The following is a 13,931-nucleotide window of genomic DNA, read 5'->3' as shown; positions in this document are numbered from 1 at the left end:
CATGGCTGAACTTGCAGCGTTCAGCGCCGCGGGCGCCCTGGTCACCCGCCCCGGCCATGTCCAGTACGGCGACCTGCTGCTCGGCCCCGGCACGCCGTACCGGTGGAAGACGCTCACCGGGTGGGAAGACCTCCCGCCGCTCGACTCAGGCACGGTCGAGCGGGCCGACGCGCACGGGGCGTTCCCCGGGCAGTTGCTCGCTCAGTCCCGCACGGTGGGCGTCGACGGCCTGATGGTGCGCGCCCCGCGCGCGCAGATCGGCGAGGTCGTCGGCGCCCTGTCCGCGGCGACCGCGCCGCGCCTCGACGAGATCCCTCTCGTGGCGTGGCTCGACGAGCGCGGGCCCCTGCTCGCGTTCGCCCGAGCGACCCGGCGGGCCGTCCCAACGACGCTCGGATACCGGGTCGGGACGATCACGGGCGGGGCGATCGAGTGGGTCGCCACCGACCCCCGCCGGTACGCCCTCGCCGAGCAGTCCGTACGGGCCATGCTCCCCGTGTCCGAGGACGGCCTGAAGTGGGAGGCCGCGGAGGTCGAGGTACTGCCCGACGACCAGGCCGACGGTATCGGCGAGGTCTGGCGATGGTGGTCCGACGGCGATCCGGTCATCACCGGGAACGGCACGGGCCCCGTGTCCGTGCAGCCGCTCACCGCCGCCGGCGAACTGGTGTGGTCCGCGGAGGCCAGCAACTACGGATGGGCCGTCGCCGCCGGGCAAGAGGTGACGTTCGCCGCGGACCTCGCCGCCCGGACGGCCGCCCTGATCACCCTTCGGTGGTGGACCGCGGCCGGCGCGCACGTCGCCGACTCGACCAGCGCGTCGGGCGCCGCAGTGTTCACCGCCGCCGCCCCGCCCGGCGCCGCGTTCGTACAACCGGTCGTCACCTTCCCCGCCGCCCTCGCCGCACCGGTCACGGTCGGAACGTCCTCGCTACGCATCAGCACCACGGCGGGTGTGCTCGCGTGGCCGCTCAACTTCGGCACCCCAGGCAGCACCGGCCGCCTGTCCGCCGTCAACACCGGCACCGCGGAGACTCACCCGGTCGTCGAGTTCCGGGGCCCGGTCGCCATGCCGAGCCTGACGAACATCACGACCGGCGACGTTCTCGAATACGACCTTCCCCTCGCCGCCGGCGACGTCCTGGTCGTCGACACGCAGGCCGGCACGGTGACGCTCAACAGCACCGCCTCGCGGCTCTACACCGCGACGAGCAGGTCGGTCCCCGAGCAGACGTTCACGTTCCCGCCCGGCACCACCCCCCTGATGTTCCGCGCCGCGCCCGGCAGCAACGACCCGGCCGCGTCCGTCGCCGTGCGCTACCGCGCCGCCTACTGGTAAGGAGACACCGCCCGTGACCGTGCGCCCCGCATGGCTGCTGCCCCTGGGGCAGACCAGAGAAGACACGCGGCTCGCGCCCGTCGGCACGTGGTCGCCCGAGAACGAGATACGCACCCGCGACGGAGTGATCCCCGGCGGGAACCCGTTCGCCGCAACCGGCGCCGGCGCCATGTCCCTACAGGTGGGTATCGGCCGCGCCGCCGTACAGGGCACGACCGCGCAGGGCGCGTACCCCGTCGCCGTCGACGCCCCCGAGACCGTCACGTTCACCGACGGGAGCGCCCAGTTCGCGCGAATCGACTCCGTGATCCTGCGCGTGTACGACGGCCTGTTCGACCAGAGCGACAACGCCCTCGCCCGCATCGAGATCGTGCAGGGCGAAGCCACCGCCACCCCGACCGCGCCGACCCTGCCCGCCTGCTCGCTGCGCCTGTGGGACGTCACCGTGCCCGCCGGCGCGTCCGCGGGCGTGGGCGGGATCAACTGGACAAGCGCCCTCGCCGACCGGCGACGGTTCACCGCCGCCGTGGGCGGCATCCTGCCGCAGGGTTGGGGACTGTCGTTCGACGGCGCGTACGAGGGGCAGTTCCGGGACGCCGACGGCACCCTCGAACGCTGGAACGCCACCACCGACGTATGGGAGACCTACCGGCCGCCCGAGCGCGCCGTCGAGACGACCAGCGGCGGACTGACCACGGCGAGCGGCTGGTCGCTCAGTTCCTTCAACGCCCGCCGCCGGAACGGGGTGGTGCAGATCCTCGGCACGTGGTCGCGCACCGGGGCGACCCTGCTCGCAAACCCCAACCTCGCCGACACCCTGGTCGCCACGCTGCCCACCGGGTGGCGCCCGGTCCTGCTGGTCGAGGCGACCGCCGCGAACGGGTACGGCGTCGGCGCGTGCGCCGTCGGGGCCGACGGCCTGATGACCATACGTTCATGGGCCGGAGGCGGACCGACCCGCACCGACAACGCCCTCGAAAAGGACACGAACTTGCGGATCTCCGCGACGTTCGTGCAGTAGGGGGGCCGCGCGTGCAGACCCCGTACCGGTTCCTGTTCACCGACCTACGGTCCGACCAGGTCGTCGACGCGCTGCACGTCCAGGGCGTCGCCCTCGACGACTACATAGGCAAGACCGGCCGGCTCACCGGCAACATCCCCATACCGAACCGCGAGATCGCCGAGCGTGCCCGCCGCGCCCTGCTCCCCGGCCGTACCGGGGTGTGGGTCGAGCGCGGGCGCGAGATCTGGTGGGGCGGCATCCTGTGGACACTGTCCCTGTCCAGCTCGCCCCGGGGATTCCTTACCGCCGCCATCCAGTGCGGCGGGTGGGAGTCCTACCTGTACCGTCGCCTGTTGCTCGACACCCAAGTCGCCCAGCAAGTCGACCAGTTCGACATCGTGCGCGGCCTGCTCGACTACGTGCAGTCGACCCCCGGCGGGAACATCGGGATCACGTACGACGGCGAGCCGTCCGGCGTCGCCCGCGACCGCGAGTTCTCCCGGTTCGACCTGCCATGGGTCGGCGACCTGGTCGACCAGCTCGCCGCCGTCGAGGGCGGTTTCGAGTGGCGTATCGCCAGCTACCGCGACAACGACGGACGCCGAGTCAAGCGCCTGATCCTGGGACACCCCGTCATCCGCACCGGGGCCGCCGAGATCGTGCTCGACCACCCGGGCCCGATCCTCACGTACACGTGGCCGCACGACGCGTCCGGCCTCGCCAACGGATGGCAGTCCCGCGGCGCGACCATCAACGGCAACCAGGCCGCCGAGTCGTACCCGCTCATTTCCGAGCGCCTGGTCGCCGACGACGACCTCGCCGCAGGGTGGCCGCGCCTCGACGGATCGTCCGACTACACCACCGTGGAGCAACAGACCACCCTCGACGAGCACGCGCGCGCCGACTGGAACGCCGCCCGGCGCCCCGTGCAAATCCCCGAGGTCGAGGTGTTGCTCGGCAGCAACATCACGCCCGCCCTGCTCGGCGCGACCGTCCGCGTCCGCATCCGCGACCTGTGGCACCCCGACGTCCTCGACGCCCGATACCGCGTCGTCGGCATGTCCATCAACCCGCCCGAGCGAGGCCGCCCCGAGACGGCCAAGCTCTACTTGGAGGTAGCCGCCTGATGGCGTACGTCCCGCAAGACGTCCTCGACCGCCTCGCCGCCCTCGAACGCGAGGTGCGCACCCTCCGTGGCCGAGCGCAGATACGCCCCGCCATGAACCAGATCCTCGCCGGCGACGTCCGGATCGGCGAGGGCGGGCGCCTGATCTGCGAGGCCCCCGACGGAACGCGCATCTTCATGACCGGCCAGACACCGGAAGGCGACTGGGCCGTCGGCATGGCCCGCGCCACCGGAGGCACCCCCGCCCTGACCGTGGGCGACGAGTCCGGCGTCGCCGGCCAAATGATCCGCATGTGGAACCGCGCCGAAGGCAACGAGTCCGACGTGATCGTGATGGACGACGGTTTCGCCGACCAGTTCCTCGGCCGGCCGTCCATGCCGATCCCGATGCAGTCGACCGCCGGCCAAGAGACCAGTAACACCGCCCTGACGACCGCATGGACCGGCGCAACGCGCCTGATGAATGCCGTCCTGTATGCCTCGTTCGAGACGTACACCCCCGCGGGCGTCACCGCCACTGTGCAGTTCGAGGACAACGACGGCGTGATCGAGTCATGGACGGCCAACACCTCGAACGGCTGGACCGCTCACGAGATCACCAAGCCCGTGCGCGGCAAGTTCTTCGACCACCGCAACTACCGGTTGAAGCACAACGTCAAGACCGGTTCCGGCGCCATCCGCACGAACTGTCTCGGTGTCTACACCCGGAACACCTTCAGCGCGTCGGAGGCCCCCCAGTGAGCACACCCACCGCCCCGGACCCGGAGTCGAGCGGCTTCCTGCCCGCTCCGGGCCGCGACCCCATGACCATGACCCCGCCGAAGTTGGAGGCCGCCACCGATGCCCCTGCCCGAGTCGATTCCCACAGTCCGGGTGACGGGCCGGTATCTCCTCCCTGACGGAACCCCCCTCAGTGGGCAAGTCGTGTTCCGGGCCCCCAGCCTGATCACCTTCCCCGACTCCGACGTGATCCTCGGCGGGCCCGTTACCGCGCCCCTCGACGCTCAGGGCGCGTTCGCCGTCACCATCCCAGCCACCAACGCCCCCGGCATGAACCCGACCGGCTGGTCGTACAGCGTGGCCGAACAGCTCGCCGGCGTACAGATGAACCGCGTCTATCAGGTGTTGCTACCCGCGGAATCCCCGGCCGTCGACATCGCCGACATCGCGCCCACCGACCCGACGACGCCGACCTACGTCGCCGTGCGCGGTGACTCCGCGTACGAGGTCGCGGTGAAGGCCGGTTTCGTCGGCACGGTCGCCCAGTGGCTCGCGTCCCTTGTCGGCGCCCAGGGCGTCAAGGGCGACACAGGAGCGACCGGCCCGGCCGGCGCCCAGGGCGTCAAGGGCGACACCGGAGCCCAGGGCCCGACCGGCGCCCCGGGAGTCGTGCAGTCCGTCAACGGCAAGTCTCAGGCCGCGGTCGTCCTCGCCGCCGCGGACGTGGGAGCCGTGGCCAACAACGGCGGATACAGCCGCATGGACGGCACGTTGCACGTCGTCTACGCCGGCACTCAGGCCGACGTTTTCAAGGCGTCGGATGCGGCACAGGCGAAGTACACCGCCGTCAACAAGAACGCGGAACTAGTCACCAACGCGACCGCCACGTTCACCGACGCGCGAATCGGCGGCACGGGCGCCACGCTCGGCGGAGGAGCCGGCGGAGTCCTCGCGTTCGCCAACGCCACCACCCCGCCCACGACGAACCCCGCGGGCGCCCTGCTGTGGTCCGAGGGCGGCACGTTGCGGGTACGGCAGTCCGACGGAACGGCATTCACCCTCGGCGCCGGCGGAGGCACCGCGCCGGTAACGTCCGTCAACACCAAGACCGGGGCCGTCGTCCTTGCTGCCGCCGACGTTGGCGCCCTCGCCACCACCGCGCGCGGCGCCGCATCCGGCGTTGCCAGCCTCGACGCGACGACGCGACTCCCCATCACGCAGATGCCGACCGCGGTCCCCAAAAACGTATGGACGCCGCAGGCCCTCGGGTTCGCCGCCTGGTCGTGCGACCCGTACGCCGTCGCCAACCCGGCCGCGAAGTACCTCAGCCCGCAGCGCCTGTACCTGACCGGCATCAACATCACGGAGTCGACCACGGTCACCAAGGCCGTGATGTTCGCCCGCGGGTACGGCGGAGTGTCCACCAACCGGTACATGGCCGGCATCTACCGCGAGGACGGAACACGCGTCGTCGCATCGAGTGCTGTCGCCCTCAACCAGGCCGGCCAGGAGACCGGATCGCTCCCCGCCATGGTCTCGAACCACATCGGAGCCGTCCCGCTCAGCTTCACCTCGACCACGCTCACCCCCGGCCGGTACTGGGTGGCGTGGCTGATGACCGTGGGCGGCACGGCCGATTTCTCGTTCTTCCACGTGCAGAACGAGTCCCCGGTCGCTACGGCCAACTTCGCTATGACGACGAGTTTCTTCCCGCGCGCCTGGTACATCGCGGCACAGAGCACGCTCCCCACCACCGTCAGCCCGACGGCCTCGACCGCGCTCGCCGACCACGACATCCCGATCGTGGCACTCGCCGCCTGATCACCCCACACCACCCGTACGCCCCGGCACCGCGCCGCGGGCGTTTTTTCATGTCTGGAGACACCACCCATGGCACGTATGCCCGGCGCCGAGTGGCGCCCGATCGCCGTCAACTTCACCAACAACGGGCAGGCCGAAGTGCGGGGCGTCGTCGTCCACATCATGGCCGGCACGTTCGAGGGGACCGACAGTTGGTTCCGCAACAGCAAGGCCCGAGCGTCGAGCCACTTCGGCACCAGCAAGACCGGCAAGCTCCGCCAGTGGGTCGACACCAGCGACCGCGCATGGGCGCAGGCCAGCGGCAACACGTCCTGGCTCAGCGTCGAGAACGAGGGGCAGGGGGGCGACTCCCTCACCGACGCCCAGCTCGACCGCGTCGCCGAAGTGCTGGCATGGGCCCACAAGACCTACGGCGTCCCTCTCCAGGTGACGAACTCCCCGTCGGGCAAGGGTCTCGGGTACCACGCGATGGGCGGTAGCGCGTGGGGCGGACACACGTCCTGCCCCGGTACGCGGATCGTCGCCCAGCTCGCCGAGATCGTCGCCCGCGCGAAGAAGCTCACCGGCGCCAGCACCGGCGGAGGCAGCACGTCGAGCACGTACACCGTGAAGGACGGCGACACCCTGTCCGGCATCGGGGCGAAGGTGGGCGTCGCGTGGCAGACCCTCGCCACGCTGAACGGCATCAAGGCCCCGTACGTCATCCGCGCCGGCGAAGTCCTCAAGCTCAAGGCCGCGACCACGCCGAAGCCGTACAGCCCGCCCGCGTTCCCGGCCGGCCTCGCCCCGGGCAAGACCTCGCCGTCGGCGAAGCCGCTTCAGCGCGCGCTCAAGGCCGCGGGATTCATGGCGAAGTCGGTCGTCGAGGCAGACAACTACGGCCCGAAGACCGAGGCCGCGGTCGTCAAGTTCCACAACGCCTACCCGAAGTACCGCGCCGCCGGTAAGACGTCCGACCCGGCCATCGGCCCGCAGGGGTGGGCGTACCTGCACCGCCTCGCCTACGACAAGTAGGCCCCGCTCGACACCCCCATCCCGCCCCGCCCCGCGGCACCGCGCCGCGGGGCGGGCCCGCACGAACAGGAGCACCCCCCATGAACGTCAAGAACAAGCGCGCCATCCGTACCGCGCTCCAGACCCTCGCCGCGGTCGCCGCCGTCCTCCCCGCCCTCGCCGCCCTGCTCGCCGACTCCGACCTCGCCGTCGCCGCCCCGTGGATCGTGGGCGCCGCCGTGTCCGCCGCGGGCGTCGCCGGCATCGTGGCCCGGATCATGGCGAGCCCCGCCGTCGAGGCCCTGCTCGACCGGTTCGGTCTCGGCCTGGTCGACGACGGAGGCACCGCCGAGTGACCACCAATCCGCCGCCGTCGGACCCGGCCGCGGTCGCCGTCGAGCTGGAACGCATCCGGCGCACGATCGAGGTCGGGTTCACCCGCACCGACGGCGCCCTCGCCCTGCTCATGCAGCGCCACGACCAGACCGACATGCAGATCAAGGACCACTCGACGCGGCTCGACGCCCACGACGGCCGGCTCGACACCCTCGAACGGGGCGACACCGAGCGGCAGAAGCGCAACGACACCCGCCTCGCCGACCTCGAACGGGCACGGTGGCCGCTCCCGTCCCTCGCCGCCCTGGTCGCCCTGTGCGGCCTCATCATCTCCCTGTGGCAGCTCGCCACCCGCACGTGAGAACGCCCCCCGCACGGCCGTCTGTGGCCGTTGCGGGGGGCGTTCTCTGCGTTCCGGCGCCTACGCCGCGGCGACCAGCTCGCGGGCCCGTTCGGAGAAGTCGGCGACTAGGCGCCCGCCGAAGGGCTGCATCCGCCGTTGCAGGTCTTGCACGGCCTCGACCGCCCGCGAGGACCGCACCTGTCCGGACAGCTTCAGCGTCCGCAGACCGACCGAATACGCCTGGTCGAGATCCTTCCGTTGCAGGTGGGACACGGCGAGCGCAGCGTGAGACATGGCGCCCCGGCGGGCCCGGTTCTGCATCTTCGCATGTTCGATCGAGCGGGCCGCGTGTTCCTCGGCCGCCGCAGCGTCGCCCAGGTCGCGCATGGTGTTGGCGTGCTCGCCGTGCAGGTACGCAGGGTCGATGAACGCCGCCCAGTCGGGTTCCTCGGCGAGGTCTGCCCGCGCGTACGCCCGTTCCGACTGAACGACCGCCCGCGTCGCCGCCGACTTGTCGCCGAGCAGGGCGAGCGCGCGCGCCTCCAGACACCACAGGTCCGCGAGGCAGGCCGGCGAGTGTGCTCGCGCCAGACCTTGACGGCCGGCCTGTGCCAGGCGACGCCCCTCGGCAGGGTCGCCGAGTAGCGTCGCCTGATCGGCCATGCCCGCGAGAACGTGCGCGCCAAGCGCCGGATTGTGCGACTCCTCGGCGAGGCGTAGCGACTGAATCAAGTAGCGCTGCGCGACGGAGTGTTCGCCGTTGTCATAGGCCATCCAGCCGAGTAGGTACGTCTGTTCGGCCGCAGCCTCGCACAGTGCGCGCCGCACTTGGTCGTCATGCGACCGCCGCAACAGCGGGTAGACGTGATGGTTCATGTACTCGGCGAGCACCAGGCGCCCGGACCCGCCGCCCTGTAGGACGTCCATTTTCTGGAACGTCCCGAACATGTTCTTCACGGCCAAGACGTCTTCCAGCCTCACCCGCGGGCCCGGTTCCGGTTCCTGGTCGAGGGTGTTCAACAGCCAGTCCCGCGAGGGACCGACACCGGCCACCGCGGCGAACGGCGCTGCTGCAAGGAACTGTCGACGGTCCACGTCGGCCCTCCCAAGGTCGGCGACTACTTCCACGGTAGCCGCGAACGATGGGTCGTAGGCGAGGCCGGCCTCGGCCGAACTTCCCTCCCCGAGGCCAAGGTCGTACGTCGTGATGCGCCATCCGAAGTGATCGGAGAACACCCCGGCCAGAATGTCGGGAACCGGGGCGCGGGGCGTTTCACCTTCCAACCAGCGGCGGACGCTGGTCGCGTTCGGGGCGATGTTCGGTTGCCCCCACTCCCGCGCCTTCGATTGCACGCGCCGCGCCAGTTCCTTACGGCTGATGCCCGAGCGTCCGACCCAGTACGCAAGTTCGTCGTTCGGCGTCTTCATTCCCCGCACCTCCGCGACCGTGGGCGACGAAAGCGACACCCTTCGACACCCCCCTCGACGGTACCCCCGGTTTCGTTACGCGTGTTGCCTAGTCAGGCAAACTCATTCGCTCGTGAAGCAGCCGCGAAACCCCCGTCGCGGCTGCCCGAAGGGGTTAGGCATGACCGAACCACCGCGGGAGCTGGCCCCCTGCGCCCCATCACCTAGCGCGCCCCCAGCGCAAGCGATGTTCCCCGCGCGCCCCGAATCGTCGGCGCAGGCCCGCGCATATGTGCGCGAGGTCCTGGCGCGCGACGACGAACCACTCGTCGAGGCGAAGCGCGACGACGTCTTATTGATCGTCGCGGAGCTGGTCACGAACGCCTACCGCTACGGAACGGAACCAGACGAGAAGCTACTCGTCGCCGTCCTGACGACCCCGAAGCTCGTGCGTATCGAGGTGCACGACCCCCGCCGCAGGCGCCCCCACATGCGCAACGAATCGGGGGCGCGGGCCCGCGGCCGGGGCCTGCACATCGTCGACGCCCTCGCGGCGCGGTGGAACGTCGACGACAGACCGTTCGGGAAAGCCGTATGGGCGGAGGTAGACAGGTGACGACCGAAGTATCGTTCCGGGCCGTGCCCGGCCCCGGATTCGCCGCCGGCTGCACGGTGTCAACCTGGGTGCACGCGGGCGCCCTCGCGCCCCCCGTCGCGTACGTCCTGATCGGCCACGCACCCCCGCGGCGCCCCGGGGAGACGGCCGAGACGGTCGAGGACGGCCTGATGGGCATGGTCGACGCCATGAACTTACGCCCGGCCGCCGAGCGCGTGCCGATCGTCGGCGCACGTCTGCTGATCCGCGGCCCCTTCGTCGCCCTCGACTACGGGCACCCCTCATTCGTCATGCGGTTGCCGACCCCGGGCGACCCGTGGCGCCGGCACGTCGCCGCCGGACGTCCCGCGTGCGTGACGATCGGCCTTGACCCTGTCCCGCCGGGCGCCGGCCCCGACATGGTCGAGCAGTACCTCGAACGCGTCGTCGCCACCAATCGGGCGTACATGGGCGCGACAACCCTCCGGACTCGCTGATGTACGAGGACCGGAGCGACGTCGGCGAACGGCCCATACCGCCGCCGTTCATGTGGGCGTGCCGCGAGTGCGTACGGTGGCTGCTAAGGCTCGCACGCACCTGGGACGCCCCCGAGGGGTGTTTCTGGGAACAGTTGCAGGTGGCCCGCCACATAGCCGCGGACCACCCCGAGGACGTGCCACACCAGCACCTCGACGGCTGCGAGCTGTGCACGGAGTACGCCCGCCGGGACGACGGCGACGCGGCCCTCGTATGGGCCCAGCACCGGGCACGCGACCTGTTCATGCCGCCCTCGATCGCCCGCCTGTTGTGAGCCACCTACGCCGAAGGGACGCGCCATGCCACCACTGGCCCCCGGCCACCCGGTGACAGCCTCAGTTCTGATCACCAATCCAGACGACGACCTGTTCATCGTTCACCCGGCCAAGGCCGGCGCCCCGTGGCATCTGCCCGGCGGCATCGTCGAGCAGGGCGAATCCCCCGTCGACGCCGTTCGCCGAGAGGTGCGCGAAGAACTCGGCCTCGACGACCTCGACGTTACGGAACACGACCTGTTCGCCGTCGAGTGGCTGCAAGCCACCCGCCCCGGTCGCCGCGACCGGTTGGCGTTCCTGTTCGCCGGCCCCGTTTTCACCAAGGCCGACACCGACCGCATCACCTTGCAGCGCGCCGAACTCGACGCGTGGCGCTGGGCGCCCCGCGCTGAGGCTCAAGAGCTGCTGCACCCCGCAATAGCCGTGCGGATCGTGGGGCCGCTCCAGACCCCCGGCAGCACGGTCTACCGTGAAACCAGACACGAAGGGACGTTATGACCTCCAACGACTTCCCCGCCCGAAAGCTGCGCATCGGTACGCGTAGCTCACCGCTTGCCCTTGCCCAGGTCGAGCAGGTGTCGGGCCTGCTGCGCAAGATCGAGCCTGACCTCGATATCGAGGTCGTGCCGGTCACCACCGAGGCGGACCACTGGCAGGGTGACTTGGCCCAGCTCGGCGGGAAGGGCCTGTTCGTCCGGGAAATCGATCAGATGTTGCAGCGCGGACAGGTAGACATGGCCGTCCACTGCATCAAGGACGTGCCGGGCGACGTCCCCATGCCGCGCGGCCTGATCTTCGCCGCCTACCTCCCCCGCGACGACGTGCGCGACGTCCTGCTCGTACCCGAGGGGTCCGACGTGCAGACGCTCGCCGATCTCCCGTCCGGCGCGTCCGTCGCCACGTCCGCCGTGCGCCGTAAGGCCCAGATCAACCGCGTGCGCCCTGACCTCAACGTCGTGCGTGTCCGCGGTCTGGTCGGTACGCGTATCGACAAGCTCGACGGACGTAAGCCCATCGACCACAAGCTCGACGCGATGGTCCTCGCCCTGGCAGGACTGGAACGCCTCGACCTCGGCGACCGCGCTCGGCAGGTGTTCGAGGTCGGCGAGATGCTGCCGGCCGTCGGCGCGGGCGCGCTCGGCCTCGAATGCAAGAAGGACGACGACGCAGTCGCCTACCTGCTCCAGCAGGTCAACCACGAACGCACCATGACCGAGATCACGGCCGAGCGCGTGATGTTGCACAACCTGCGAGGGCACTGCAACAGCCCCATTGCGGGTCACTGCATCACGGACCCCGACGGACAGCTCAGCTTGCGCGGCATGGTCTTCTCGCGCGACGGTTCCAAATTCGTTCACGCGCAGTTCTGGGGCGAGTCCCTGAACGATCCGGCGGTACTCGGCGCCCGTGTGGGTGCCGAACTGCTTCGGCAGGGGGCCCGCGGGATCATCGACGGCATCCCGCACTAACAGGCACCACGTCGGCCGAGCGGAACGGCCCCGGTACCTACCGTGAGGTACCGGGGCCGTTCTCTGCTCGCTGTCCTTTAGAGCCACTGTCGTGGAAGAACGGCAGGACGGCGAGGATGCGGTCGCCGGGGCCCGCGGGTATCGCCCCGTCGAGCTGGGCGAGGTTGGTGGCGATCTGCCGGTGGGTGAGCAGCACGCCCTTGGGTGTGCCGGTGGTCCCGGAGGAGTACGGGAGGGCCGCCACGTCCTCGGCGGGGTCGATGTCGATCACCGGCTCGGGGGCGGCGGAGGCCAGCATGTCGATCAGGGACCGGTGGCCGGTGGCGCTGTCGCACACGAAGATCTCGCGTACGCCGCCGGCGAGCTCGGCGGCCCGGCGGGCGATGTCGAGCAGCGGTGAGACGGTGACGATCCAGCGGGCCGCCGAGTCCGTGAGCTGCTTGGCGAACTCCTGGGCGGTGGCGAGCGGGTGCACGGTGGTGACGGTGGCGCCCGCGCGCGTGGCGGCGTAGAAGGCGGTGGGGAAGGCGATGGTGTTGGGGCTGTGCAGCGCGAGGACGTCGCCCTTGCGCACCCCGGCCTCGGCGAGTCCGGCGGCGACGCGCCGGTGGAAGCGGTCGACCTGCTCGTAGGAGAGGGTGGTGCCGTCGGTGCCGTCGATCAGCGCCGGGATGCCGCCGAACTCCGCGGCCCGGGCCAGGACCGCGTCGTGGATGGGCAGGTCGACGGGCGGGACGTCTGCGTACTCGCTGCGGAACATGGTTCCTCCTCGCGCGGGCCGTCTTCGGCCGTCTCAGTACGACTTGGGCAGGCCCAGGGTCTGGTGGGAGACGTAGTTGAGAATCATCTCCCGGCTCACCGGTGCGATACGAGCCACGCGCGCGGCCGTTATCAGCTGGGCCAGGCCGTACTCGCGGGTGAGACCGTTGCCGCCGAGGGTGTGCACGGCCTGGTCCACGGCCCTCACGCAGGCCTCCCCGGCGGCGTACTTCGCCATGTTGGCGGCCTCTCCGGCGCCGGTGTCGTCGCCCGCGTCGTAGAGGTGGGCGGCCTTCTGCGTCATCAGGCGGGCGAGTTCGAGCTCGATGTGCGCCTGGGCCAGGGGGTGGGCGATGGCCTGGTGGGCGCCGATGGGGGTCTTCCAGACCTGCCGGTCGCGGGCGTACTCGATGGCCCGCGCGAGCGCGTAGCGGCCCATGCCGATCGCGAAGGCGGCCGTCATGACGCGCTCGGGGTTGAGGCCGGCGAAGAGTTGCAGCAGGCCCGCGTCCTCGTCGCCGACCAGGGCGTCGGCGGGCAGCCGTACGTCGTCGAGGGTCAGCTCGAACTGCTTCTCGGCGGCGTTGAGTTCCATGTCGATGGGGCGGCGTTCGAACCCGAGGGTGTCGCGCGGGACGATGAACAGGCAGGGTTTGAGGGTGCCGGTGCGGGCGTCCTCGGTGCGGCCGACGATGAGGGTCGCGTCCGCGATGTCCACGCCGGAGATGAAGACCTTGCGGCCGGTGAGGATCCAGTCGGCTCCGTCACGGTGAGCCGTGGTCGTGATGCGGTGCGCATTGGAGCCGGCGTCGGGCTCGGTGATACCGAAGGCCATGGTGCGGGTGCCGTCGGCGAGGCCCGGGAGCCAGTGCTGTTTCTGTTCTGCCGTGCCGAAGCGGGCGATGACCGTGCCGCAGATGGCGGGTGAGACGACCATCATCAGGAGCGGGCAGCCGGCAGCGCCCAGTTCTTCGAGCACGACGGAGAGTTCGGCGATTCCGCCGCCTCCGCCGCCGTACGCCTCCGGCAGGTTGACGCCGAGGTAGCCGAGTTTGCCCGCCTCGGACCAGAGTGCCTCCCGGTCGTAGGTGCGGCCGTGGCGTTTGCCCAGTGCCGCTACGGCCGAGCGGAGGGCCTTGTGCTCATCGGTTTCGATCGTGGGCATGTGACTCCTTCGTCGTGGCTGGTCGCGCAGTTCCCCGCGCCCC

The 13,931-nt window shown here is 70.7% G+C and carries 15 protein-coding genes and 1 pseudogene; 13 read left to right on the top strand and 3 right to left on the bottom strand.

Going from position 1 to position 13,931, the window contains the following annotated elements:
• The first annotated feature begins 1 nt into the window (after position 1).
• The 8 genes from ACIBK5_RS08655 to ACIBK5_RS08620 all read left to right on the top strand — a co-directional run bounded on the left by ACIBK5_RS08655 (position 2) and on the right by ACIBK5_RS08620 (position 7,699).
• Complete coding sequence (locus ACIBK5_RS08655) at positions 2-1,339, top strand: phage distal tail protein (protein WP_399017574.1); 1,338 nt, start codon at positions 2-4, stop codon at positions 1,337-1,339.
• A gap of 13 nt (positions 1,340-1,352) precedes the next feature.
• Complete coding sequence (locus ACIBK5_RS08650) at positions 1,353-2,360, top strand: hypothetical protein (RefSeq protein ID WP_399017572.1); 1,008 nt, start codon at positions 1,353-1,355, stop codon at positions 2,358-2,360.
• Between the two features lie 11 nt (positions 2,361-2,371).
• On the top strand, positions 2,372-3,469 hold the full coding sequence (locus ACIBK5_RS08645; RefSeq protein WP_399017570.1) for a hypothetical protein: 1,098 nt from the start codon (positions 2,372-2,374) through the stop codon (positions 3,467-3,469).
• Complete coding sequence (locus ACIBK5_RS08640; RefSeq protein ID WP_399017568.1) at positions 3,469-4,209, top strand: hypothetical protein; 741 nt, start codon at positions 3,469-3,471, stop codon at positions 4,207-4,209. Before ACIBK5_RS08645 ends, ACIBK5_RS08640 begins: the two co-directional genes overlap by 1 nt.
• 183 nt (positions 4,210-4,392) lie before the next feature.
• Entirely contained in the window at positions 4,393-6,009 is a 1,617-nt protein-coding gene (locus ACIBK5_RS08635) for a collagen-like protein (protein ID WP_399017567.1), read from the top strand.
• A 69-nt stretch (positions 6,010-6,078) separates the two neighbouring features.
• On the top strand, positions 6,079-7,023 hold the full coding sequence (locus ACIBK5_RS08630) for an N-acetylmuramoyl-L-alanine amidase (RefSeq protein WP_399017566.1): 945 nt from the start codon (positions 6,079-6,081) through the stop codon (positions 7,021-7,023).
• Positions 7,024-7,103: 80 nt separating this feature from the next.
• Positions 7,104-7,358 (top strand): hypothetical protein, encoded by a 255-nt coding sequence (locus tag ACIBK5_RS08625; protein ID WP_399017564.1) that lies wholly within the window; start codon positions 7,104-7,106, stop codon positions 7,356-7,358.
• Entirely contained in the window at positions 7,355-7,699 is a 345-nt protein-coding gene (locus ACIBK5_RS08620) for a hypothetical protein (RefSeq protein WP_359251885.1), read from the top strand. Before ACIBK5_RS08625 ends, ACIBK5_RS08620 begins: the two co-directional genes overlap by 4 nt.
• Before the next feature lie 60 nt (positions 7,700-7,759).
• Here the strand turns inward: ACIBK5_RS08620 and ACIBK5_RS08615 are convergent, their stop codons facing one another.
• Positions 7,760-9,109: a transcriptional regulator gene (locus ACIBK5_RS08615; protein ID WP_399017561.1), complete on the bottom strand. Its 1,350-nt coding sequence runs from the start codon at positions 9,107-9,109 to the stop codon at positions 7,760-7,762.
• Between the two features lie 226 nt (positions 9,110-9,335).
• Here ACIBK5_RS08615 and ACIBK5_RS08610 point away from each other — a divergent pair, with 226 nt between their 5' ends.
• The 5 genes from ACIBK5_RS08610 to hemC are packed head-to-tail and all read left to right on the top strand — an operon-like array spanning position 9,336 to position 11,964.
• Positions 9,336-9,704 carry an ATP-binding protein gene (locus ACIBK5_RS08610; RefSeq protein WP_399017559.1) on the top strand — a complete coding sequence of 123 codons (369 nt, stop codon included), beginning with the start codon at positions 9,336-9,338 and terminating at the stop codon, positions 9,702-9,704.
• Positions 9,701-10,180 carry a hypothetical protein gene (locus tag ACIBK5_RS08605; RefSeq protein ID WP_399017557.1) on the top strand — a complete coding sequence of 160 codons (480 nt, stop codon included), beginning with the start codon at positions 9,701-9,703 and terminating at the stop codon, positions 10,178-10,180. Before ACIBK5_RS08610 ends, ACIBK5_RS08605 begins: the two co-directional genes overlap by 4 nt.
• Complete coding sequence (locus tag ACIBK5_RS08600; protein ID WP_399017555.1) at positions 10,180-10,494, top strand: hypothetical protein; 315 nt, start codon at positions 10,180-10,182, stop codon at positions 10,492-10,494. The genes ACIBK5_RS08605 and ACIBK5_RS08600 overlap by 1 nt, the downstream gene beginning before the upstream one ends.
• A 25-nt stretch (positions 10,495-10,519) precedes the next feature.
• On the top strand, positions 10,520-10,993 hold the full coding sequence (locus ACIBK5_RS08595; protein WP_399017553.1) for an NUDIX domain-containing protein: 474 nt from the start codon (positions 10,520-10,522) through the stop codon (positions 10,991-10,993).
• A complete protein-coding gene (hemC, locus tag ACIBK5_RS08590; RefSeq protein WP_399017552.1) occupies positions 10,990-11,964 on the top strand; it encodes a hydroxymethylbilane synthase in 975 nt (324 codons plus the stop codon). Before ACIBK5_RS08595 ends, hemC begins: the two co-directional genes overlap by 4 nt.
• An 82-nt stretch (positions 11,965-12,046) precedes the next feature.
• Here the strand turns inward: hemC and ACIBK5_RS08585 are convergent.
• A pseudogene (locus ACIBK5_RS08585) lies at positions 12,047-12,724 on the bottom strand (AMP-binding protein); the annotation flags it as partial.
• 33 nt (positions 12,725-12,757) lie between these two features.
• Positions 12,758-13,888, bottom strand: coding sequence for an acyl-CoA dehydrogenase family protein (locus tag ACIBK5_RS08580; protein WP_399017550.1), 1,131 nt, complete (start codon positions 13,886-13,888; stop codon positions 12,758-12,760).
• Positions 13,889-13,931 lie beyond the last annotated feature (43 nt).

It is taken from the genome of Streptomyces sp. NPDC050546 (assembly GCF_044457425.1).
Classification (GTDB): domain Bacteria; phylum Actinomycetota; class Actinomycetes; order Streptomycetales; family Streptomycetaceae; genus Streptomyces.
Note: the sequence above shows the minus strand (reverse complement) of the source record. Positions and strands in the feature narration are given on the sequence as shown.

Coding starts and splice junctions, on each gene's coding strand:
- ACIBK5_RS08610 (WP_399017559.1), top strand. CDS start 9,336: ATGTTCCCCGCGCGCCCCGAATCGTCGGCGCAGGCCCGCGCATATGTG.
- ACIBK5_RS08640 (WP_399017568.1), top strand. CDS start 3,469: ATGGCGTACGTCCCGCAAGACGTCCTCGACCGCCTCGCCGCCCTCGAA.
- ACIBK5_RS08655 (WP_399017574.1), top strand. CDS start 2: ATGGCTGAACTTGCAGCGTTCAGCGCCGCGGGCGCCCTGGTCACCCGC.
- ACIBK5_RS08615 (WP_399017561.1), bottom strand. CDS start 9,109: ATGAAGACGCCGAACGACGAACTTGCGTACTGGGTCGGACGCTCGGGC.
- hemC (WP_399017552.1), top strand. CDS start 10,990: ATGACCTCCAACGACTTCCCCGCCCGAAAGCTGCGCATCGGTACGCGT.
- ACIBK5_RS08625 (WP_399017564.1), top strand. CDS start 7,104: ATGAACGTCAAGAACAAGCGCGCCATCCGTACCGCGCTCCAGACCCTC.
- ACIBK5_RS08600 (WP_399017555.1), top strand. CDS start 10,180: ATGTACGAGGACCGGAGCGACGTCGGCGAACGGCCCATACCGCCGCCG.
- ACIBK5_RS08630 (WP_399017566.1), top strand. CDS start 6,079: ATGGCACGTATGCCCGGCGCCGAGTGGCGCCCGATCGCCGTCAACTTC.
- ACIBK5_RS08580 (WP_399017550.1), bottom strand. CDS start 13,888: ATGCCCACGATCGAAACCGATGAGCACAAGGCCCTCCGCTCGGCCGTA.
- ACIBK5_RS08595 (WP_399017553.1), top strand. CDS start 10,520: ATGCCACCACTGGCCCCCGGCCACCCGGTGACAGCCTCAGTTCTGATC.